This window comes from Peribacillus glennii, assembly GCF_003429105.1.
In the GTDB taxonomy this organism is placed as follows: Bacteria; Bacillota; Bacilli; order Bacillales; family DSM-1321; genus Peribacillus; species Peribacillus glennii.
Map to the genome: position 1 here is coordinate 54877 of NZ_QVTD01000015.1, position 21240 is coordinate 76116.

The 21240-nt window shown below is 41.7% G+C and carries 21 protein-coding genes and 1 pseudogene; 16 read left to right on the forward strand and 6 right to left on the reverse strand.

The genetic code is table 11. The features are described 5' to 3' along the window. Nucleotides 1-429 precede the first annotated feature (429 nt). The 6 genes from D0466_RS18285 to D0466_RS18310 all read left to right on the forward strand — a co-directional run bounded on the left by D0466_RS18285 (nt 430) and on the right by D0466_RS18310 (nt 8930). Complete coding sequence (locus tag D0466_RS18285) at nt 430-2472, forward strand: PKD domain-containing protein (protein ID WP_117323978.1); 2043 nt, start codon at nt 430-432, stop codon at nt 2470-2472. Between the two features lie 33 nt (nt 2473-2505). Further along, the gene (locus D0466_RS18290) at nt 2506-3024 is read left to right on the forward strand and encodes a collagen-like triple helix repeat-containing protein (protein WP_117323979.1); all 519 of its coding nucleotides are present in this window, start codon (nt 2506-2508) and stop codon (nt 3022-3024) included. 715 nt (nt 3025-3739) lie between these two features. Continuing rightward, nucleotides 3740-4036, forward strand: a complete 297-nt coding sequence (locus tag D0466_RS18295) for a hypothetical protein (protein ID WP_117323980.1) — start codon at nt 3740-3742, stop codon at nt 4034-4036. 24 nt (nt 4037-4060) lie between these two features. Then, nucleotides 4061-4393, forward strand: a complete 333-nt coding sequence (locus tag D0466_RS18300) for a hypothetical protein (RefSeq protein WP_117323981.1) — start codon at nt 4061-4063, stop codon at nt 4391-4393. A gap of 15 nt (nt 4394-4408) precedes the next feature. Then, the gene (locus D0466_RS18305) at nt 4409-8056 is read left to right on the forward strand and encodes a multicopper oxidase domain-containing protein (RefSeq protein ID WP_117323982.1); all 3648 of its coding nucleotides are present in this window, start codon (nt 4409-4411) and stop codon (nt 8054-8056) included. Between the two features lie 16 nt (nt 8057-8072). Further along, nucleotides 8073-8930: a hypothetical protein gene (locus tag D0466_RS18310; protein WP_117323983.1), complete on the forward strand. Its 858-nt coding sequence runs from the start codon at nt 8073-8075 to the stop codon at nt 8928-8930. An 80-nt stretch (nt 8931-9010) separates the two neighbouring features. Here the strand turns inward: D0466_RS18310 and D0466_RS18315 are convergent, their stop codons facing one another. Continuing rightward, nucleotides 9011-9793 (reverse strand): hypothetical protein, encoded by a 783-nt coding sequence (locus D0466_RS18315; protein ID WP_117323984.1) that lies wholly within the window; start codon nt 9791-9793, stop codon nt 9011-9013. 158 nt (nt 9794-9951) lie between these two features. Between D0466_RS18315 and D0466_RS18320 the strand changes: the two genes are divergently transcribed. Then, nucleotides 9952-10365, forward strand: a complete 414-nt coding sequence (locus D0466_RS18320) for a hypothetical protein (protein WP_117323985.1) — start codon at nt 9952-9954, stop codon at nt 10363-10365. 13 nt (nt 10366-10378) lie between these two features. Further along, nucleotides 10379-10798, forward strand: a complete 420-nt coding sequence (locus D0466_RS18325) for a FixH family protein (RefSeq protein WP_117323986.1) — start codon at nt 10379-10381, stop codon at nt 10796-10798. Nucleotides 10799-10801: 3 nt separating this feature from the next. On the opposite strand, the gene D0466_RS18330 is transcribed toward D0466_RS18325, so the two are convergent. The 3 genes from D0466_RS18330 to D0466_RS22320 form a co-directional block, all read right to left on the reverse strand. Continuing rightward, the gene (locus D0466_RS18330) at nt 10802-12346 is read right to left on the reverse strand and encodes a copper resistance CopC/CopD family protein (RefSeq protein WP_117323987.1); all 1545 of its coding nucleotides are present in this window, start codon (nt 12344-12346) and stop codon (nt 10802-10804) included. Between the two features lie 267 nt (nt 12347-12613). Beyond that, complete coding sequence (locus D0466_RS22315) at nt 12614-12979, reverse strand: hypothetical protein (protein WP_117323988.1); 366 nt, start codon at nt 12977-12979, stop codon at nt 12614-12616. After that, the gene (locus D0466_RS22320) at nt 12976-13323 is read right to left on the reverse strand and encodes a hypothetical protein (protein WP_117323989.1); all 348 of its coding nucleotides are present in this window, start codon (nt 13321-13323) and stop codon (nt 12976-12978) included. Before D0466_RS22320 ends, D0466_RS22315 begins: the two co-directional genes overlap by 4 nt. Nucleotides 13324-13909: 586 nt before the next feature. Between D0466_RS22320 and rpsI the strand changes: the two are divergent. The 6 genes and pseudogenes from rpsI to D0466_RS18370 all read left to right on the forward strand — a co-directional run. After that, nucleotides 13910-13975 (forward strand): annotated as a pseudogene (gene rpsI, locus D0466_RS18345) (30S ribosomal protein S9); the annotation flags it as partial. 243 nt (nt 13976-14218) lie between these two features. Beyond that, nucleotides 14219-14578 carry a hypothetical protein gene (locus D0466_RS18350; RefSeq protein ID WP_117323990.1) on the forward strand — a complete coding sequence of 120 codons (360 nt, stop codon included), beginning with the start codon at nt 14219-14221 and terminating at the stop codon, nt 14576-14578. Between the two features lie 126 nt (nt 14579-14704). After that, the gene (locus tag D0466_RS18355) at nt 14705-15232 is read left to right on the forward strand and encodes an FtsW/RodA/SpoVE family cell cycle protein (protein ID WP_117323991.1); all 528 of its coding nucleotides are present in this window, start codon (nt 14705-14707) and stop codon (nt 15230-15232) included. A gap of 265 nt (nt 15233-15497) precedes the next feature. Next, nucleotides 15498-15941 carry a DUF2521 family protein gene (locus tag D0466_RS18360; RefSeq protein WP_117323992.1) on the forward strand — a complete coding sequence of 148 codons (444 nt, stop codon included), beginning with the start codon at nt 15498-15500 and terminating at the stop codon, nt 15939-15941. An 89-nt stretch (nt 15942-16030) separates the two neighbouring features. Continuing rightward, entirely contained in the window at nt 16031-16741 is a 711-nt protein-coding gene (gene cwlD, locus D0466_RS18365) for an N-acetylmuramoyl-L-alanine amidase CwlD (protein ID WP_117323993.1), read from the forward strand. Nucleotides 16742-16889: 148 nt separating this feature from the next. Beyond that, entirely contained in the window at nt 16890-17945 is a 1056-nt protein-coding gene (locus D0466_RS18370) for an Mrp/NBP35 family ATP-binding protein (RefSeq protein WP_117323994.1), read from the forward strand. 318 nt (nt 17946-18263) lie between these two features. Here the strand turns inward: D0466_RS18370 and gerD are convergent, their stop codons facing one another. Further along, entirely contained in the window at nt 18264-18848 is a 585-nt protein-coding gene (gene gerD, locus D0466_RS18375; RefSeq protein WP_117323995.1) for a spore germination lipoprotein GerD, read from the reverse strand. 138 nt (nt 18849-18986) lie between these two features. Between gerD and D0466_RS18380 the strand changes: the two genes are divergently transcribed. Next, nucleotides 18987-19652: a KinB-signaling pathway activation protein gene (locus tag D0466_RS18380; RefSeq protein ID WP_117323996.1), complete on the forward strand. Its 666-nt coding sequence runs from the start codon at nt 18987-18989 to the stop codon at nt 19650-19652. Nucleotides 19653-19801: 149 nt separating this feature from the next. Here the strand turns inward: D0466_RS18380 and pdaB are convergent, their stop codons facing one another. Continuing rightward, nucleotides 19802-20554, reverse strand: coding sequence for a polysaccharide deacetylase family sporulation protein PdaB (gene pdaB / locus D0466_RS18385; protein ID WP_117323997.1), 753 nt, complete (start codon nt 20552-20554; stop codon nt 19802-19804). 136 nt (nt 20555-20690) lie between these two features. On the opposite strand from pdaB, the gene D0466_RS18390 reads away from it, so the two are divergent. Then, nucleotides 20691-20927, forward strand: coding sequence for a hypothetical protein (locus D0466_RS18390; RefSeq protein WP_117323998.1), 237 nt, complete (start codon nt 20691-20693; stop codon nt 20925-20927). Nucleotides 20928-21240: the final 313 nt, after the last annotated feature.

The following is a 21240-nucleotide window of genomic DNA, read 5'->3' on the forward strand; positions in this document are numbered from 1 at the left end:
TGCAGTTGGGTATAGTCAGTTTCTTAAGATGGCAAAAGGATTTGGATTTAGAGCCGAAGCAGCATCTACATAATTACGATGCCAACCGTAACTGGTTGGTTTTTTCCATTAAGATAAAACTACACGTCCATTTCCCTTACTGTACGGTTGGAAATTCCATATTTTCTTTCAGGAGCTTTACCATGTACGCCTTTGATTAATGTTCAGTGACAATCTTGTGCTAATTGACTAAGTTATTATATTTTTCTGTTAAAGCATCAGCTCTGGTGCTTTATTTTTTGACTCTGCTAACACTTCGGAATTATTTAATAGTACAAAAAGTAGGTACAAGCCGACGCCAAATTATAATTAGTGAATAGATTATTTTCGAGGAGTGGCTTTGATTGTATTTAAAACTTAGCCATATCAATTTATGAAAGGAGAATTTATTTGGAAGTAGGTCCAATTAATGCATTAAATGGATTTCCCGTTTGGTATAAAGATGAAAATGGATTGAGGCTGCAATTAAACACAGATCCAAACGACCCATTTTCAGGCCTAACACCAGCCGACTTGTCTAATCCGGGACAACCCGTTTCTTTTCCAAACAATTTCCCTGGCGAAGCATTTTATATGTTGGCCGAAGCAGAAATGCAAACAGGAACAGGTGAGAGGGCAAGGCTCGTTTTAGCTTTAGAGGCTGCATTTGTCAGCGAAATACCTAGAGAAGGAGATCAAATAGTTTTTGGGAGAGTAAGAATTCGAGTAGCAGGATTACAGCCTAATGCAGAATATGTTGTGACACACCCATATGGTGTTGATACTTTCATTGCTGAGCCAAATGATAAAGGCTTTGGAGAAATTAATTTTACTGAAGATATTGGCGGATTAGACGGTGGAAATTTTGAACTAGCATTAAATAGCCGTATCCATCCATTTCTACACTGGGACCCAAATGTGGCACCAGCTCCTCCGGAGGGATATATTGGAGACCCGAATGTCGACCATCCTGTGATAGGAAGTCCGCTTGTTGACCGTTTTGGCGAGCCTCAAAATATTTTTAGAATAGAGGGTCCAGGAATTGGAATTGGGTCACCGGACCGTTCCACTACTCCTGGCATCAATCCAGATAACTGTATCGAAACAAGGGGTTTTTCCCTATTAGGCAAAATTTCGACCATCTCTGGTGTGGATGTCACGAGAACCACTTATACACAAATTGACAGTTCCGCCGGTTTATTAGACGTATTTGCCAAGTCAGATGTCACGCCGCAACAAATTGAAGTATCAGGTTCAGGGATTGTGCCTGCCACTCTACAAGGCAGACAGGGGCTTTATTTTGCTCGTGTTTCTTATTCAGGAGCTCAGCCTCCTAGCAGTGTTACAGTCAGGAACGTTACTGATAATCCCGATAGTATAAAAGAAGCAGTCCCAGTTGATTTTATAACCGCGTCTGCAAATTACAACAATGATTCTCAAACACTCATAATTAATGCTTCATCTAGCGATAAGGTAAATCCGATTGTACTTAATGTATCGGATTTTGGACAAGGTAATTTAACAATCCCTGCTGCAGGTGAATTAACTCTTACTCTTACGAATGTTCCTGCAAATGTTACTATTCTATCCTCCGCTGGCGGAAGAACAACCATTCCTGTAACTGTGGAAGGAGGACCTGATAATCCTGTTGGTGTATTGGCGAACGCAGGTCAGGATCAAACGGTAATGGCCGGCTCTCAAGTTACCCTTAATGGGACGAACTCAACGGGCCCCATTACTTCTTATCACTGGATTCAACTATCTGGTACACCTGTGTCCATAGTGAATTCAGAAACTGCTGCGCCATCCTTTACAGCACCTCAAACCCCAGAAACCCTCACATTTCAATTAACCGTTGAAGGTGAAGGTGGGCCATCCACTGACACCGTGAGTATTTCGGTTGTTGAATCTGCCCCATCACCTGTCGCAAATGCGGGACCTGATCAAACAGTTCAGCAAGGCACACTTGTAACGTTTAACGGAAGTGCAGCAGGCTTAGCCACAAGTTTCAACTGGGAACAAATTTCAGGGCCTCCTGTTCAGATAACAAATGCAGATTCTTCCTCCGCAACACTTACAGCCCCTAAACAATTATCATCACTTTCATTTGAACTAACTGTCAGCGGACCGGGCGGCACTTCAACAGATACCACTCAAGTAACAACACTTCCTGACAACTTAACTGTCACTCGGGCGGAATACAGAACTGATGATTCAGAATGGCGGATTTCAGGGACATCCGATGTGCCTGGACCCGGAGTTAATATAACCATGTTTATTGGGAACACCCTTAATGGAACCATCCTGGCACAGGTAGAGGTCGATCCACTAGGCGTATGGCAGTATCGATTCAAACCGTCTTCTGTCCAACCGGATTCGACGACCCGTTCTATATCAGTACAGTCAAGCTCTGGAGGAACACTTATCAATATCCCGCTTACTATCCGTCAGTAAAAAATAGGATAAAAGTAAAGAGGTGAAAAGATCATGGATCATTGTCCACATTGTTGTGAATGCTACTGGTGCAAACTACAACGAAGGATAAGAGGACCTTGCGGTAAACAAGGACCGCCGGGCCCAAAAGGAGAACGCGGTGAACAGGGACCCGCTGGCCCTCCCGGAACGATTGCCACCGCTTATGGATTTGCCTATTCCCCATCAAAAAGTACTCAAAACGGCATTGTAAAGTTTACGGTTGCTGGGCCTTTACAAGAATTCGAGTTAATCCCTGAAGGGTTGAAGGCATTAAAAACAGGAGTGTACCAAATCACTTATAAAGTAACCGTAAATGAAGAGGGGGCAACCAGTAATTCTGCAAAGTTTCAACTTGTTGTTAATGATTCTATTAACATAGGGTCATCTATGACCGAAACGAGAACTTCAGCCAATTTATATACCACACAGTTGTTTTCATTATTAGAGAATGATGTCGTGAAACTAGTTGCTGCTATGCCACAGGGACTAAGCTATTCCTTGCCGGCATTACAAATCATACAAGTGGGGTAAGAATTTGTACAGTATAGAACCCATTTAAAAGCCAAACTGGGTTTATTTACGTCTTAATCTTAAGCGCTCTATAAAACTATGATATGCGCTTGCAATGTGGGGATAACTTTGTTCGTTTTTGAACCAGTAATGAAAAAGGAAAGCTATCTTTTAGCTTTCCTTCTATTATCTAAAAACGTTTGAACCTGGCTTTCCCCTTTTGATACATCCAGACCAATCACTGGATTCATTCTTCTCCTCCTCCTGGAAATACATATTAGTCGGTAACCCCTAAAGCTCCTTGTAACGTCATAGGTTCGCTTGTTAAACGGGATCCTGGTCCCAACCAGCCAGAAACATGTTTTATACAAGTAGAGGGTGAACAGTTTAACTAACGGGTTTAACTTTAACTCCCACGGGGCGACGTTCTACCCCGCCTACCGTAATCATATGACCACATAGAAAAAGGTCAACCAGAAAAATCTGGCTAACCTTATATTACAATAGGGGGTTTATGTAAAAATAGGATGGCTCCGGGTGTCCCGTTTTCTTATTGTGCTAACGGGGCAGGTTAGTGCAACAAGAGTAGTTGTTTTGAAGTAATATGATTGGAAACCGCACTCTTTTGAAGCGCGGTTTTTTTGTTAAACATTGTATAGCCATAGATAAACGCACAAACATGTCCAGCCGAAAACCATACAATAGCACTACAAGTCATGTATACGAGGAGGATAAAATGAGCAGTAAAAAGCACCAGATAATTCCTGAAAATCAAATATTTGAAGGATTACTCGGAACAGAGATTTTGCTTGTAACCGAACAGGACCAATTAAATATACTAGGCCAAACATTTCGGCCGATTTTCACCGGTACTGTTGAGGAAGTAACAAATGGTTTTCTTACCTTAAATCCGGCGATTATTAAAATGCATAACGCACCATTTTTTAGATTTCCTACACCGCTTAGCATTCCGTTCGAAAAAATTGCCTGGTTTACCCCATTTAATCCAGAACGGCGTCTTCCGCTGATATAACCTTTAAACCTGGAGGTGACATTGATGTCAAAGAAAACTGATTTAACGAAAAAGTTGTATAAGGAATTAGGACTTATGGATAGGGTGGATGTACATGCCATCCGGCAGGCTGCTATTCTCCAAGAATTTGAATCTAACGTGGGGGCACGTGTTCTTATCTTAATGGCCCCTTATCCTTTTCTAATAATTGGAACCATAATGGACATATCTTATGATGTGATTTTAATCAAAACAGAAGTAACAAATGTGTCAGAACTAGATAACGAACTGTTCCGTATTCATCTTGACCAAGTGGATGTGTTTTTTATCGAAAATGAACGCCACAAAATCCCTGAACTCAAGGAAGATAATTGTTGAAGGAGGCGTTGATCCATGATAAGACGGTTTCACATCGTTGCTATACCCATCCGGATTGTATTTAATAAATTTGGCGATCACGATCCCGATGGAATGATGTATGTTTTAAAAGAAAATGAGGAATTAGTGAGAGCCCAAGTGGCCTGCAATCCTTTTATGCCAGTGGAGCTTGTTCAGCCGCTGGTCATCCGTGCTAATTCGGGTGACGATATTGAAGTGCTTTTTGAAAACCAGCTGCCTTTTAACACTTCTATGCATATCCAGATTGCGGAGTACAGTGTGTTTACATCTGATGGTGCCTTTGTCGGAGTAAATCCTGATACAACTGTCCCGCCTGGAGATACGATTATTTATCGGTGGACTGCTATGGAATTAGGGACTTACTTCTTTTCCGACTTAGGCAATACTTTATCGAGTGAATTAGGCAGCAATGTGCATGGATTATATGGAGCGTTAATAGTCCAGCCAAGGGGATCCTGGTGGACAGATCCAGTAACTGGAAAACCGATTAATAGCGGAGTTTTTGCCGATGTACACAATCCAGTTCTTCCCTCTTTCCGGGAATTTGGCTGGTTTTTTGCTGATGAACCGGAAGTCAAGGATTTAACGGGACAAAATCCCATCAGTCCCCATACTTTGCAGCCGGAGTCCACTTTTCCAATAAATTATCGTTCTGAACCTATGCGTAACCGGCTCCGATTGCTGCAGGAAGGTGTTGTTTGTCCAGATTGTGAAAGTGAGGAGGTGCACCATGATTCGTGGGTATTTGGGGATCCTGACACACCGATTCTCCGTGCCTATGTTGGGGATCCGATCAAAATACGCCTGGTCCACGGCGGGGTCAAGGAGACGCATACATTTCACTATCATGTCCATCAATGGCTTGCGGAACCAACTGACTATGATTCTGAACTTTTAGACGTCCAGGCAATCTCTCCTCAGAACCAATACACGATTACACCGCTTTATGGTGCTGGAAGCCTGCATGGGGCAGCTGGGGACGCCATCATTCACTGTCACCTGTATCCGCACTTTGGCGAAGGGATGTGGGGAATACAAAGAAACTTTAATACCCTGCAGGATGGCAGTCAATGCTACCCGAATGGTGTTCCAATTGCTGCACTCCAGCCTCTGCCGTCCCAGCCTTGCCCGCCGGAACCAACTGCGGAGAAACCAGGATTTCCAAACTTTATCCCAGGAATTGCAGGCTGTAAAGCTCCACGGCCGCCGCTTGTCGGAGACAGGGAGGTAACCGTATTGGAGCGGAATGCCTTTGATCCAAATGCCGTTCCAGGTGCCGTATTTACGAATCCGTGCCCGCTTGATGCGCCTGTCCGTGAATTTGATATTTCCTTAATCCAAATGCCGATTATCTATAATAAGGAAGGCTGGCACGATCCAGAAGGACGGCTGTATGTTTTAGCGAAAGATGAAGAGGATGTTTTGGCGGGGAGGAAACCTCCTGAGCCGCTGGTGATTCGCGCCAATGCAGGAGAATGTATCCGGCTTCACTTCTCCAATAAGCTGCCTGAAGTTCTCGGCGGAAATGCCTTTCAGCTAGTTACTCGCACGTATGAGGCTGGAATGCATGTCCACTTTGTTAAATTTGATCCTATTGTTGCCGATGGTGCAAATGTTGGTTGGAATTATAACTCGGGAATTTTACCGGGTGAAACCATCACCTATCAATGGTTTGCAGACGTGGAACTAAAGGCTACCTTCTGGCATGACCACTTATTTGCCAATGAGCATCAGAATCATGGTGTGTTTGCCGCCATCAATCTTCAACCAAGATTCTCTAAATTCATGGACCCTCATACTGGCGACGCGGTTGAATCAGGGACCCAAGTGATGGTAGTAAATCCGCTCATTCCTGATTTCCGGGAATTTAACCTTTTTGTCCATGATTTTGCAATGCTGTTTGACGCTAACAATGTTCCGCTTAACCCGCCTCCTTTTCCAGGTTCACCTGACGATCCGGGTGTAATGGGGATTAATTATCGCAGCGAACCTCTGCAATTTCGATTAAAGCCCGATTGTGATCCCGCCTATGTGTTCAGCTCCTGGGTACATGGAGACCCGGTCACACCGCTTCTGGAGACATACAATGGAGATCCTGTTCGACTCCGCCTGATCCAGGGAGCACATGAGGAATCGCATAGCTTTAACCTCCATCGCCAGCGCTGGCATCGTGAACGAGGAGATTTGGATTCTGAATTAACCCAGCAGCAGCATATTGGCATTGCCGAATCCTTTACCTTCGAATTCTTTATTGATGGAGAAGGCGACTTTGATATGCTTTACCATTTTGGATCTATCGATGATATATGGGTTGGCAACTGGGGATTAATGAGAACTTTCAAGGAAGAGGTTCAACATCTTCTTCCATTGCCTGACCAGCCATGTCCACCTCCCAGAACGAATCAATTGCCTTGCCCAACGGGGTCACCTCCTCCAATGGCACCAGTTCCAGGAAACCCTTGTCCACCCGGTGCGCCTGTACGCTGCTATGATGTCGTAGCCCTTCAAACGCCTATCATCTATAACCATCATGGTGATAATGATCCATTTGGAATTGTTTTTGCACTTGCTGAAGATGTGCCAGCAATCCTAAGCGGTGAGTTTAACCCGGAACCGCTTATTTTACGGGGAAATGTTGGCGAATGTGTCGAAATAAGGCTCCATAATCAATTAACTGAACAATTCCATGATGACCTGATTCATGGTTATCCTTTTGTTCCTGTGGAAGCTCCCTTTCCTCCATCGCGCAGGATTTCTATGCATGCCCAGATGGTTGAATACGACGTTCGGTTTTCAGATGGCGCGACGGTAGGATTCAATTTGGATCAGACGATTGGTCCAGGGGAAAGCATCACATATCGCTGGTATATCGATCAGCCATTCGGAACTGCAAACCTGTGGGACATGGCAGATATCCGGAATCACCGGCATCATGGAGCATTCGGGATGCTTATTTCAGAATTCCGCGGCTCTGAATATCTTGATCCGTGGACCCGGGAACCTGTAAAAACCGGTAATCAGGTAATAATTTCTACCCCGTTTGGCGAATTTCGTGAATTTGCCCTGCTGATGCATGATGGTGTAAGACTCTATGATAAAGATGGCAATCTAATTATAGACCCCGAACCATTGTTGGTTGATCGGGAAGAAGAAGTAGAGGATTTCGAGGATCAGGGTTCACGTGCATTCAACTATCGTGCGGAGCGCTTCAAGCATCGTTTGGCTGATGTTCTTGATGTTTCCAAAGTGTTTAGTTCCCTCGTCCATGGCGATCCGTCCACACCTCTTTTCCTCGCCTATGCCGGAGACCCTGTCGTGGTACGTTTCGCATTCCCGGCAGACCGAGCCAGGGCCCATTCTATGACCATCCATGGTCACAAATGGCTGGACGATGACGATGATCTCAATTCAAGGGTTATTGCTCTCGAAGGACAAGTTGGAGTCGGCCACGCGGACGATTTCGCCCTTAAATTTGGTGCAGGAGGCTTTCATAGTGTGCCAGGAGATTATTTGTACCGTTCCTGCCTTATCCGTTGGGATGTTGAACTTGGTGTTTGGGGGATTTTCCGTGTATTAGGTGAGCCTAGTGAATTCCTCGCACCACTGGATCCGAAATTTTCACCGTTCAATCCGATTGAATGAGGAAAGGAGGTGTAGTATGGATAAAGAAAATAAACATTGTGGCTGCCCATGCCATGACAGTACCGAGAATACCTGTCCCAAAGACGGATTTTGCTGCCCTGGACGCATTCCAGCATCCGTTCCAAACGATCAATTCTGCACACCATTTAACTGCCCTAAACCGATTCCAACACCGCGATTTAATTCACCTAACAGTCCATTGCCGCCAAACGAGTTAAATAAATTACAAGCATGCATCGAAGAAATTAATGATACGCTGCGCACCATTGGAAACCCGCGGGAACCGGGAGATCCAAATCAAAGACAGCTGCAGCTCCACTTCCGGGCTCTCCGCTACTCTCTTGTAAAGGTAGTAGTTGATTGTCATAATCAGGAAATGGAAATCCTTGGGATATTGGAAGAGGCCGGAGCCAACTTTATACAAGTTAATACTCTGGACGAGAAAAAATTTATCCCCTTTGAGAAGATTTGTTTCTTAAAGCATGAAGATGCCAGAAGTGAAAATATTGAGCATGAGCAGGAGCTTCTTAAGATTAATACCTGTATTCGTCGCGATATTACACTCAACTTTGGAGAAATTGTCGGCCGAAGCCCAGAGTTAATCAATCTATTTTTTGGCATCCCCCTTCATTTATTTCTTCAGTCCTTTCTCGGCTGTGAAATAGAAGTTAAATCCGAAGCAGACGAGGAACTACTCAGGGGCATCCTTTGTTCGGTTGATGAAGACCAGTTTAGAATTCAATTATGTGTAGAAGAGATGGAAGAACAGAAAGAAAAACAGGAAGAAGAACCTATTGATCCATGTAAACAGGAAGAAGATGGAATCCATACGGTTAATTTTAATGAAGTTTGCTTCATCACTGTAGACTCATAGAGCGACAACAAGGAAGAAGAGGTGCATTTGTGCAGCCTCTTCTTCTTTGTTTTAAAAATATTCATATAGATTACTAGAATTCATCGTCTCGATATTCCTTTAAATATATCTTTCAGCCATAAACCGAAGCTTGATAAAAGCTGGAAGGGAGTGCTCCGTTTAATTAACTGTATTTCTGCCAAATTTATGTTTACTTGACTTTTACCGTTGGCTACTGTCAGCCCACCAGCAGCTGTATCTTTTACCTTGCCTTTAAATTCCGCGTCCTTCGTATAAACCCTTACCTTCGTTCCTTTCCATGATTGCAGATGAATCTCCAATGATTCCTCATAAAATTGACGTTTTAGCACATCCTGTTTTAGCACTGTTGTTGAAAATTCGGTTAGCAGTTTTCTCCGAAGTGTTTCATCATAAACAACCTGCTGATGATTATTTGGCATATCCGGGACACCATAGGGTACGCTTGCCGACTCGATTGCAGAATAAGGGAACCAATACCGTTCAGATATCGTTGTCACAGCGACAAAATCTCTTCCGACGACACTAACCCTTCCTGAAATATCGATTACCTTGTCTCCAACTTTGGCATGAACATTTACCTGCTGATTTCGTTTTCCTTTTAAGAATCTCATTAATAACATAGTCTTTTTCCGGTCCGGCAGGCTTAAGCCCAATTGCTTCAGGTTGATTCCGTGGATATATTCCTTAAGCATTTTCAACTCATGGGCGGGCATGGAGCTTGGAGGAGAAGTATAACCGCTTCCCTGCTTAAGAGTATAATAATCATTTTTTAAGAAATTCGTTTTATCGGTTAATTTTTCATAATACTCTCTGTCCTGTTTGCTATTTGTATTCTCTTCCAATTGTTTATCCCCTCCTTTTCTGCTTCTTAATTAGACTATGAAAGGATGAGGAAAAAAGGAAGGTGACTCCTATGGTCAATAGCACATTTTGCCGCTGATGACCGATAGTATGGAGCAAGTTGTGATAGGACTCATACATATAGAAATAAGAGGTGAGGATGGTGGTACCTTTTATATGGGTTATTTTTATCAGTTATTTCGTCATGGCAGCGGTTTCCTATTTTTACTTGCGAAAATCCAGGAATTTGATTAGTTATCATTTTGGAATGAATATTGCGATGACCTCAAGCGGAGTGATGGGCATCTCTTGCGGTATTATTTTGGGAAATCAATTCCCGTTGTTTTTTTCTGAGGTCACGTTTTTAACTCTGTTAATTGCCATTAGTGCCGGAGCAATATTTGGATCTCTTGTTGACTATCAGACACTTGTAACAGGTGTATCCAACGGAATCATGGCAGGAATAATGGGTCCGATGCTTGGATTGGCAGCTGAGCTTCCTTTGCTTGTCATCGCTACCTTTCTGGTCTTCTTAGGGTTTGGGCTTCTCTGCTTTTCATTACGATCATTATAAAGGAGCAATAAAGATGAAGAGAAATTTGCTGGTTATGGCAGTTGCAGCTTTTCTTAGCGCTGTCTTTCTTTACGGCTGTTCAGCCTCTACAAACGAAACAGCTCCTCCCAAAAAGGTAGCTAATTCACATCATGAACATTCAGAAGACATCAGCTTTGAAATAATCTCGCCGATAAATAATCATACCGGCCTGGTTATGGATTTCAAAGTAGTCATAATGCATGGCGGTCACCCTCTTTCCAATGCAAATGTCGATTTTGAATTTTGGAAAGAGGGTGAAACAAACCACCAGGTGATTGAAGCGGCAGAAAGTAAAGATGGGATTTACTATGCAAAGTTAGGTTTTCAGCAAAAGGGAGAGTATACGGTTAAGATCCATGTAGAGAAAGGCAGCATTCATGAACACAAGGAAATGTATTTAACGGTAGAATAATAGTTATTTAGACTCATTTCCCCTTGTTGAAAATATACGAAAACTCTTTGTGTAAAGAATTTCCTTCTCATTTTTATCAATGAATGTTACTTTTGCGACCCACTTACCATGAAAGGGAAGATAATAGCCTTCAGCCACATATATCCCATCCATGCTGGATGGTTTTAAAGGCACCACTATGGGGGCAATTTTTTCCCCTCCCTCGTAAATTAACGATAGTTCTGCTCTTTTGACTTTATCCTTTTTGAATTGGAGTTGAAATTTATTTTTTCCCGGCGCGTTCGGTGTGATGGTTATCGTCATATCGGCCCCACTGCCTTTTTCAACCCATTTCAATGGAGTATTGGGAGGTATCGGACTTAAATAGCTTAAGCCGCCAACTAAAAATGTAATCATCAGCATTATTGAAAAGTCTATTTTCAGCCAAAGCCAAGCTGCTGCTGCCGGCTTATTTTTAAATATAGAACGGACTTTTCCGGCTGATAAAATGACAAAGAGAACAAGTATTAATTTTATTATAAGCAGAATTCCCCAGGGCGCAGCCCATAAATAGCTTATGTCGGGTAAAAAGAGAAATGCTGCAAAGGTTCCAGTTAAAAACAGGAACATCATACATAAAAAAGCAATTTTTGAAAATAATAGAATAAATTCTTTTACATGAAGGTGGTGTTTCTGCCAATAAAGGATAATGTACAGTAATCCCCCAGCCCAGACTGCTGCAAAAAGCAGATGCAAAAAGTTCAAGGGAATCGATACCCATTCGGGACCGTATGCATTGGAATGTCCATTAAAGCTTTTGGCTGCCAGCATTAGCAGAAACCAAGCTGTATCCAGCCATTTGGCGCGAAATAAGACCCAAAATCCCATCAGGGATAAAAGTAAGGAAAATAACCATGAAAGGCCGAAACCAGTGTTTAATGGAATACCCGAAGATGTAGTATTCATCAGCCATTGAACGGCAATCAGGATTAACAGAGATAGTAGATGGAATTGCTGTAATACCAAGGCAGTAAAACGGTATTTTTTTCTTATTATTTCCGGCTGGACTGTTGTCTGAAAAACACCCCAAAAAATCCATCCCGTTATACCTAATAAAGCTACATAATAAACAGCTCTCGTTAAATAGACAGCAATCTGGATTTTTTCCAACCCTGTTGTTTTCCATTCCGGATCTAGTGGAAAAGCTGCATTCCCCACTGTGAAGACATAAGATCCACTGATAGGATGTCCGTCAGCGGAAACGATCTGATAAGTGACCAAATAAGCTCCATCGTTTAGTCTCGGAATACTGATTTGGAGTTTTCGCTTATCCATGCTTAGTTGTGGCTTTTTATCTGATATCGTTTCCCGACTTTGATTGAGGACTTTTATGGTATATAACCCCTCCTTAATTTTTTCATTAAAAGAAAGGGTAACTAAATCCGGACTCTCTTGTAATCTGCTATCAGCAGCGGGCTTCGCTTCTGTAAGGACAGCGTGAGCAAAAATTTGTTTGGGATAAATTAGGGTACAAAATATTACACTGAATAAGATGAAAGCCCCCCTCATCTAGAAACCTCCCACCTAGAAGATGTTTTCATGACTATCATATTCAACTGGGCAGTAATTGACATTGTGAAAAACCTTTTTCGAAATTACCCCCCATGATATTTGGTTCATTACTGTAGAATGGGTTTTTGAAGGACAGGGATAAAAAAATATTTTTTACATATGGGAATATAAAAGCGGCCTAATCCAAATTAGCTTTCAGGAAAAGGCCGCTCGTTTCTTACTTTTTTATACGAGTTTGATTTTTGGCACCACTACTGTTTCGTTCTAGTGATCTTCTAGCTGCTCGCCTTCGTCATCATCTTCATCTGGGTCTTCTTCGTTTGGATCTTCACCACAATGTGGACAGACATGATCTGCATCACAAGGATTGAAGCAAACAGGACATGGGTTGCAATGTTTGTCTAACCAATCAAGCTTACAGATGCGATTAATCATTATTGTTACAACCTTATGATTTTCCATTATAATATCAACAAAATTGGTGCCGACATTACAAATCCTGCCTGTAACCTCGTCAGTGCCTCCCCCACATTCAAATACAACCTTTACCTTGCATCCCTTAAAACGAAATAATTGAAATGCAAGATTCCCATTTAGTCCATTAAAATTCAGGCGGAAGTTATTATTCAAACTGAAGTGGAATGGTGAAATTTTAAATGGGACATCACTCTTGCTTCCAATAAAATGCCCATCAAAGTGGCTGGTGCTATGATGTCCACGGAAACATCCTTGGTTAAATCCGGCGTGATCACCTTTCCCGCATCCGCAACTTGATGGGTGTATATGTTTGTTGAAGCAAGAATGGTGGTGGGTGGAATTATGATGATTGTGGCCACATGTACCGCAGCCGCAACCTGATGGATGAGAATTGTTGATACCAGAATGGTGGCGGGTGAAAGTTTGATTGAAGTGACTATTATGCTGTTTTGAAGAAGAATGATCACTGCATTGTTTATGTTCATTACTCGAATCAAATTTACAAAACCCTTTTAAGCTGTCCATTTCCTCTGAATCCTTATTTCCCATACTATTATTCCTTTCTTTTTTTCTTCATAATAATATACGCAGAAGCTTGGCCAACTGATATGTACAAACGTATACCTTGAAAAATACTTGTCTTAAGTTTTGATCATATTACTTTCATTTCTCCTGATGTTTCATTATTTCGTAGGCATAAATGGACAAAAACACAAATTTTTCTACAAAAAATAAAAACAAAAAAAATAATCCATATATTTCGGTTTATTCAGATGGGAATTTAAATAAATAAGAAAAAATAATATTAAACGTCTATAGTTCCCCACCCCATAAGGCTAATTTTTCTCAAACAAGAGGCGCAAGGAATTATTAAACCTTATTATAAATGTGAACAATCGGCATTAATAAATGAACGATACCAGCAGAATTGTTTTAATAAGCATAGGTGTTTTTGACCACATTCTGACCACCAAACAAATATAAAGATATTTTTTCTTGTTTTCACAACAAAAGAAAAAAGCCCGATAAATCAGGCTTTCCGGATATCATTTTATACCCAGTTTCTTCTTATTTAATATATAAATAAAAGAACGTAAAAAATACGGTCTTAAAGGCGCTCGTCGTGCACCTCAGTTCTCAAAGCGTTAATTATCAACGCTCCAAAGGCTCTCAATCATTTTGGTTGGGGGTCTTTTTTATGTTTACCATTTTAGCGCATCCATATTTAATCCCTCCTTTCAAACTACATACTGCTATTTATGAAACAAGCAGCTATGAAATGGACAAGCCTGGAAAGGATTAAAAATATACAATTTACCTAGGAGGTTCGTCCATTCGTCATCTCCAAAATTGAATACATTGCTTATATAAAAGAAGCAAGGAGGGACATTAATGGGGAATAGAAATAACAGAAATCGACATGGTAGGGGAAATGGACGTTCAGATGCTGAAGCTGATGTCCGGTTTGATGTAGACGTTGACAATGATTTTGATAATAACATAGATATTGAAAATGAAAATAACGTTGATTCCGACAATAAGGTTAGAAATGAAGATAAAAATACTAACATTGCAAAAATCTGTAAATCCGGTAACTCCAGAATCGACCTTGACATCGACGTGGATTCCGATTCAAATGCTCGTGTACGTTCTCGGTCTTTCGCCGATGCTGATTCAGATGCAGACCAGAATCAAAATTCAGAACAAGGTCAGGACACAGAACAAGATCAAAACGTTGATATTGATCTCTAAGTTAAATATTTCTAAAAGCCAGCTTGTGTAAAATGGGCTGGCTTTCGTCCAATTGAATTTACATTCATATGCCATTAAGGTAGGACCTGTGGCCATTGAAAGTTTGAGGCCATACCATTCTTTTTCATGCCTGGGCTTCCTTTTCAACAACAGAAGATTCAAGTTCTGGCATTTTGGAGTTTTATTTTTTTTCTTGCTTTTTTTGATCCTGAAATATATTCAAATGGCGCAGGTTTCACATACCTGCATATAAAAGAAAAGATGGCTGCGGTGGGATGGTTTGGAAACACTATGACGAAAAGATTTATTCCCGAAGCTCGTACAAATTTAGTGTTTGTAAGCTTTAGTTACTATAATGGATGGCTTTTTGACATGGCACTGGTTTTTATACTTTCACTTTTTATAGCTCGGATTGTGTCAGCCATAACCAAGGCTAAAGATTCACATGGTAAACTTCTTCTTGTTGGCGCGGTGACGCTTTATACTTTCCAGTTCGTGTACAATATTGGGATGTCAGTGGGATTTTTGCCGCTGACTACAATGTCATTGCCATTTTTAAGCTACGGCTTAATGCCGATCCTTCTTAATGCCATATTGGTCGGGATTGTGTTAAGTGTGTATCGCCGTAAAGATTTAATTTCTACTGCAATTTAGGTTTCGGCGATTCAAAAGAGTAATTCTTGCTATATAAGAGTTTTATTCTTACCACTCGGTGCTTTCGGGAGACCGGGGTTTTTTTATGAAAAAAAACCTGATAACTATACTGTACCCATTTCTTTCTTCCACTCCCTTATAAATAATTGCCATCATCAAACTTTAAAAAGGAAGCATCGGACGTATTGCAGGGCTAAAACTAAAGACAAGTCCCGTAACTAACAACGGGACGGGGAGGAACTATTGGATTTTTGAGGTGTATACCATGAATGTAATTACAACGCTGAGAGAGAAGCAGAAGGCAAAGCAAGTCAAATATGACAGAAAGATTTTACGGGAGCTCTCCATTGAAACGCTGAAGAACCGGGTTCAGGAGTTCTTTGGTTCAGACAGGATTATAGGGGTGTCTTTTAGCCAGGTGCTTGAGGAAGCGTGTTACGATGTTGCGATCGAGGCTTTCCTGTTAGGCGCAAATTACAGTAAATTCGCTTCCTATGGAGAATCCATGGAGATGGCAAGAAACCGTTCCAGTAAGGAAGAAAAACATCTGACTGACACGCTGTTTAACTTTATCCTCTATTGGGGGAAAGCCGGCGATAATGATATTTATAATGAAAGCCTTTATTACAGATGTGAAGGGTATGTGGGCTCGTGGTGGGAAGAAGGCTTTGAAAAAGGAGATAGGCGCCGGAAAATGAGGCTCCATTAATCTGTAGGCAACTTCAATTCCGCCGGGTGTTCTATTTTTTTTCCTTGTCCCATAGGTTTAATATAGGACGAGTGAAAAGGGGACGGAATATGCGGCGGAAATTGAAATATACAGGCTTTGCGATTGGTTTTATCGTGTTATTTTTAATCGTGACAGTAAAGTTTGTAGATGATGATTCATGGAAATCTTGGAACCTGCCTCTATCGGGGAAAATCATTATTCTTGATGCCGGGCATGGCGGCCCTGATGGAGGGGCAATCGTGCAGTCGGTGCTGGAAAAAGAGATAGCATTAAAAGTTACGGTGAAAATCAGGGATTTTCTGCAAGAGCAGGGTGCCCTTGTGATTATGACAAGAGAAGATGATGGCGATCTGGCTGACGAAAATACCAAAGGGATTCGCAACAGGAAACGGGAAGATTTACGAAACAGGGTCAAAATGATTAACGAATCCGAAGCGGATTTATTCCTAAGCATTCATCTTAATGCAATCCCTTCCGGCAGATGGAAGGGTGCACAGACCTTTTATACAAGGCGATATGAGGAAAATGAACAAGTTGCAAAATTTATACAAGCTGAAATTAGAAGAAATCTGGAAAATACCAACCGGGAGGCAAGGCCGATTCAAAATGTGTATCTAATGAGAAACGCCCAAAAACCGGGAGCGCTTGTCGAAATAGGTTTTCTATCAAATCCTGAGGACAGGGCCAACCTGTTAAAGGAATCCTATCAGGAAAAAATTGCAGCATCTGTCTACAAAGGAGTTTTGCGTTACCTTACTGAGAAAAAGATGCCTGAATGAATGAAAGAAGACAAAGCCGGACGATATGGTTCCGGCTTTCTATTATTCTGAAAAATAAAGGGTTTTCAAGCTGGCTTGTTAAGCAATACTGATATTATGTGCTATACTAATGTGTGGAAAAGAAGAATAAAAAAGGTAGGTGCCCGGTGTGTTAACAGAAGAAAAAGTATTGAACTTGCTAAAGGATCTCGAGGACCCTTTTCTTCATAAAAGTTTAGCGGAAACGAATGGGATTCTGGAAGTTAAGATAAAGCCTGAAAAGAATCATGTAAGCGTTAAAATCGCGCTTGCTAAAACTGGCACAGGCGAACAGCTCCAGCTTCAAACCAAAATTGTCGAAATCTTAAAAAATGGGGGAGCGGATTCAGTGGGCATCCGTTTTACGGATTTGCCGGAAGATGACTTGGCTAAATTCCGTGCCGGTATGCCACAGGATAACCCCGGGTTGCTAGCGCCAACCAGCAAGACGAAATTCATTGCGATTGCGAGCGGTAAAGGCGGAGTAGGTAAGTCAACCATTTCTGTTAACTTGGCTACGGCACTTGCCCGTCTTGGCAAAAAAGTCGGTCTAGTTGATGCCGATATTTATGGTTTCAGTGTGCCGGACATGATGGGAATTTCCAAACGCCCGACAGTACGCGGTGAAAGGATAATCCCGGTTGAGCGCCTTGGTGTGAAAGTTATGAGTATGGGCTTTTTTGTGGAAGATAATGCCCCTATCATTTGGAGAGGGCCAATGCTCGGAAAAATGCTAAACAGCTTTTTCAACGAGGTAGAGTGGGGAGAATTGGACTACCTATTGCTCGACTTGCCTCCAGGGACTGGCGATGTGGCTCTGGATGTCCATTCCATGCTGCCAGCCTGCAAGGAGATCATCGTCACGACTCCGCATCCAACAGCTGCCTTCGTAGCGGCTCGCGCCGGTGCTATGGCTATTAAAACTGAACATGAAGTAATTGGTGTCATCGAAAATATGTCGTATTTCGAAAGCGAATTGACAGGCGAAAAGGAATATGTTTTTGGACACGGCGGCGGAGAAAAACTTGCAGAAGAACTCCGCACCCAGGTCTTGGGCCAGCTTCCTTTGCAGCAGCCGGATTGGAACGAAGATGATTTTTCTCCTTCCATCTATGCTGAGGACCATAAATTAGGGAAAATTTATACTGATATCGCGAACAAAGTTATCGATATCCTTCAGGATTAAGGAAAGAGGCTGGACCCACAGGGTTCAGCCTTTTATTTTGGGAGGTAAAAAGGGAGATAAAACTTCACTGCATAAAGCAGACTACAGACTAAGTAAACCGTTCCTTTAGTCTGTATTGCATCCTGATGGCAAGGCTGCACCCATTCTCGCCCTTTAGGAAAGGCTCACCAACAGGCCGGTTCTAAAAAGTATAAAAATTTACCCATGTCTAGCTTCGATGTATATAAATGTAGGTGCAGAGGATGCTACAGGACGTGGCTTTGCTTGTTTAGTCGACTTTACTTAAAACAGGACACTTCCGCTTTTCTATCGAATCTGTCAACCGCCGCCTTGCTGTTGTCCCTGGCCGCCTTTTTCCGGCATGGCTGCGGCTGCTTTCAAAAGGATATCGGCAATCTTATCTTTTACAACCGGGCTATCCATTGTCTCGATAAGAGTGGTTTTCGACATTTCCCGCATTTCCTTGCTTTTGAACAATGCATCGAATTCTCTTTGGACAGACGGATCCCTCATGATTTCCATAATCATGCTTCGATATTGCGGATCCTTTGTAAGATCCTTTATCAGTTGTTCGTGTGCATCTCTCATGCTGTTGGCATATGCGGCTGCAAACTTAGGATCACTAAAAGCCTTTTGCCAGAATTGTTTTCCTTTGTCAGATGTGATGGTTTTTTCGATAGTATCTGATACGATCTTCTGATCCATAATAAATTGCTGCTTCATGCCGTCTTCCGACATAATATCCTGGATAGCTTTTTTCCCATCATCCGTTTTTAATATATCGACAACCATTTTCTTCGTTTCATCGTAATCGACTCTTTCCGCCGCTTGCCCATTCTGTGTGCAGCCTGTTATAACGAGACACAACATAGAGAACAGGAAAAGTATAACTCTGGATCTCATTATAAAAGCCCCTTTCATAAGTTCATATTCCTAATATGGTGTTTTCCCTGATATTTATTCGATGTTAGAATATGTAGATTTTTCAAGGGTCCATTGGTACAATCAAAGGTGTAAAAAGTACAACTATGGGGGAAAATCATGAACAGCCGTAATATAGTTCGATTATTTCTATCTACGTTGGCAGTCGGTGGGTTTACAGCGGGTATTGTTGGGTTTGCGGCCCGTTGGAACGAATTTGCACCTATGTTTACAGCATTGGATATAAGTGAAATTCTCTCCACCTTTATTTGGATGTTTGGGGTAGGGTTAATATTCAGCGTGATCAGCCAAGCGGGATATTTTGCATACTTGACGATCCACCGTTTTGGACTGGGGATTTTCAAAGGCCCCTCCCTCTGGAATGCAGTACAGCTTGTATTGATTGTTTTTGTGCTATTTGACCTGGTGTATCTTCGTTTTATCACATTCGGGAATGGTGAAGGGCTGGGTTCCTATCTTGGGCTTGCTGTATTTTTATTGATTATTGGATCGATCACAGCCTTTATTAAGGGGAAACAAACAAATAAGCAGGCGTTTATTCCTGCACTATTTTTTATGGTTGTCGTTACAACTGTTGAGTGGGTTCCTGTGTTACGGGTCAACAATGAAAGCTGGATGTTATTTATGTTATTTCCACTCCTGGCATGCAATGCGTACCAACTATTAATTCTCAATAAGCTCATAGCAAAATCGCAGCAAGAGCTGGAAAACAGAAAGGCTAAGAACAAACAAACCGGCGTGAATCGAAATGAACAAATTACATGAAAGACCCAATAATCCGAAGCTCGCCATTTGGCGAGCTTTCAAGCTGTAGTTAGACCCCAGATGTGGGTCACACAATTCATTTTCCATTCACTTCACAAAACGGGGTCCTGGCTATTACAGCGAGGCCTCCGTTTTAGTGGTTTTGTGTATTACTTTATTTCATTGCTTCTCGCACTGGAATTGGAAATCATCTCTGAAACGCTCATGAACCTGAGATTTTTTGAGCGGAGTTCTTCAAGCAGCTGTGGCAGGGCGTTTTTTGTTTGTTTTGCCGAATCGGAAGCATGCAACAAAATGATATCGCCTTTTTCAGCCTGGTCTACATTTTCGATGATTTTATCGATGCCGGGATTTGTCCAATCCTTGGAATCGATGCTCCAGTGGACTACAGTATAACCGAAACGTTCACTGATTTTAAGAAGCCGTTTGTCGAAATGGCCGGTTGGCGCACGCAAAAGCTCAATGTTTTTTACATTTAATTTTTTGAACACCGTCTGTGCTTTTGAAATATCCTTTGAAATTTCTTCGTCCTTCATATTCGTGTAATCTTTATAAGCATATCCCAGCAGGCCAATTTCATAGCCTTCTTTTACGATGCCGGCTACGATGTCAGGGTGTCTCTCCGCCCAAGCGCCGGACAGAAAAAATGTTGCCGATTTTACGTTTTGCTGCTTTAAGGTTTCTAAGATGGGTCTGGCCTGCTCATCCCCCCAGCCAATATTGAAGGTGAGGGCAATGTTGTTTTCTCCCTTATACACCGCTTTAGGTCCGTCCGGTGTTGAAAACACGGGGGCATGCAAAATATTTTGAACAAACAGGAACCAGGCCGTGAATAATGCTGTGAATACAATAAGACCGTATTGTTTGATCTTGCGGGCACTTATTACCATATAAAAATTCATTCTTCATTCACCTCGTCCACAACTCTTGTCTCCATCCTATGGCGGAACTTCAAGCTTTATGCCAAAATCGGTGAGAAGTTTAATAAAACCAGCTATTTATGGTAACTATAATGTAAAAATAATTAGAGGTGGTAATATGCTCGGGTTTGTTATTACTGATAAAGAGAAGCAAGAAATTGAATATATCGTAAAAAGAGAGCTGGATGAAATCCTGTTCGACCTGAATGATGAACGAATCGACCATATTGTTAAACGGGCAATGGAGGAAAGATATAAGGTTCTCTTTAACTTGTTTAAGAGAGTAGCGCCAGCGAAGGAATGCATGATTTATATGAGGACGAAACGCGGGCTTAACGAACGTGATCAAATGTAAATGACAAAACATTTAGGATGTATAAAAATATGTCGAAAAACTATTGACGGATTTTTTTATCGCTGTTATATTGATAAAGTTGCTGTGAAACAAAGTGTTAAAAAAGATTATCATAAAAACTTTCATAAACAGTTGTTGACATAGCAGAGTAGATTTGTTATTATAACAAAGTCGCTTCTAAGAGAAACGACAAAGAAATTGCTCTTTGAAAACTGAACAAAACAAAGCGCCAACGTTAATTTTAATAGTGAGCAAACACTATAAAAACAAATGAGCTATTCAAACATTTCTTCGGAGAGTTTGATCCTGGCTC

Coding starts and splice junctions, on each gene's coding strand:
- D0466_RS18350 (WP_117323990.1), top strand. CDS start 14,219: ATGGGGAATAGAAATAACAGAAATCGACATGGTAGGGGAAATGGACGT.
- D0466_RS18320 (WP_117323985.1), top strand. CDS start 9,952: ATGGTGGTACCTTTTATATGGGTTATTTTTATCAGTTATTTCGTCATG.
- D0466_RS18295 (WP_117323980.1), top strand. CDS start 3,740: ATGAGCAGTAAAAAGCACCAGATAATTCCTGAAAATCAAATATTTGAA.
- pdaB (WP_117323997.1), bottom strand. CDS start 20,554: ATGAATTTTTATATGGTAATAAGTGCCCGCAAGATCAAACAATACGGT.
- D0466_RS18305 (WP_117323982.1), top strand. CDS start 4,409: ATGATAAGACGGTTTCACATCGTTGCTATACCCATCCGGATTGTATTT.
- D0466_RS18325 (WP_117323986.1), top strand. CDS start 10,379: ATGAAGAGAAATTTGCTGGTTATGGCAGTTGCAGCTTTTCTTAGCGCT.
- D0466_RS18330 (WP_117323987.1), bottom strand. CDS start 12,346: ATGAGGGGGGCTTTCATCTTATTCAGTGTAATATTTTGTACCCTAATT.
- D0466_RS18310 (WP_117323983.1), top strand. CDS start 8,073: ATGGATAAAGAAAATAAACATTGTGGCTGCCCATGCCATGACAGTACC.
- D0466_RS18300 (WP_117323981.1), top strand. CDS start 4,061: ATGTCAAAGAAAACTGATTTAACGAAAAAGTTGTATAAGGAATTAGGA.
- gerD (WP_117323995.1), bottom strand. CDS start 18,848: ATGAGATCCAGAGTTATACTTTTCCTGTTCTCTATGTTGTGTCTCGTT.
- D0466_RS18390 (WP_117323998.1), top strand. CDS start 20,691: ATGCTCGGGTTTGTTATTACTGATAAAGAGAAGCAAGAAATTGAATAT.
- D0466_RS18360 (WP_117323992.1), top strand. CDS start 15,498: ATGAATGTAATTACAACGCTGAGAGAGAAGCAGAAGGCAAAGCAAGTC.
- D0466_RS18290 (WP_117323979.1), top strand. CDS start 2,506: ATGGATCATTGTCCACATTGTTGTGAATGCTACTGGTGCAAACTACAA.
- D0466_RS18380 (WP_117323996.1), top strand. CDS start 18,987: ATGAACAGCCGTAATATAGTTCGATTATTTCTATCTACGTTGGCAGTC.
- D0466_RS18355 (WP_117323991.1), top strand. CDS start 14,705: ATGCCTGGGCTTCCTTTTCAACAACAGAAGATTCAAGTTCTGGCATTT.
- cwlD (WP_117323993.1), top strand. CDS start 16,031: ATGCGGCGGAAATTGAAATATACAGGCTTTGCGATTGGTTTTATCGTG.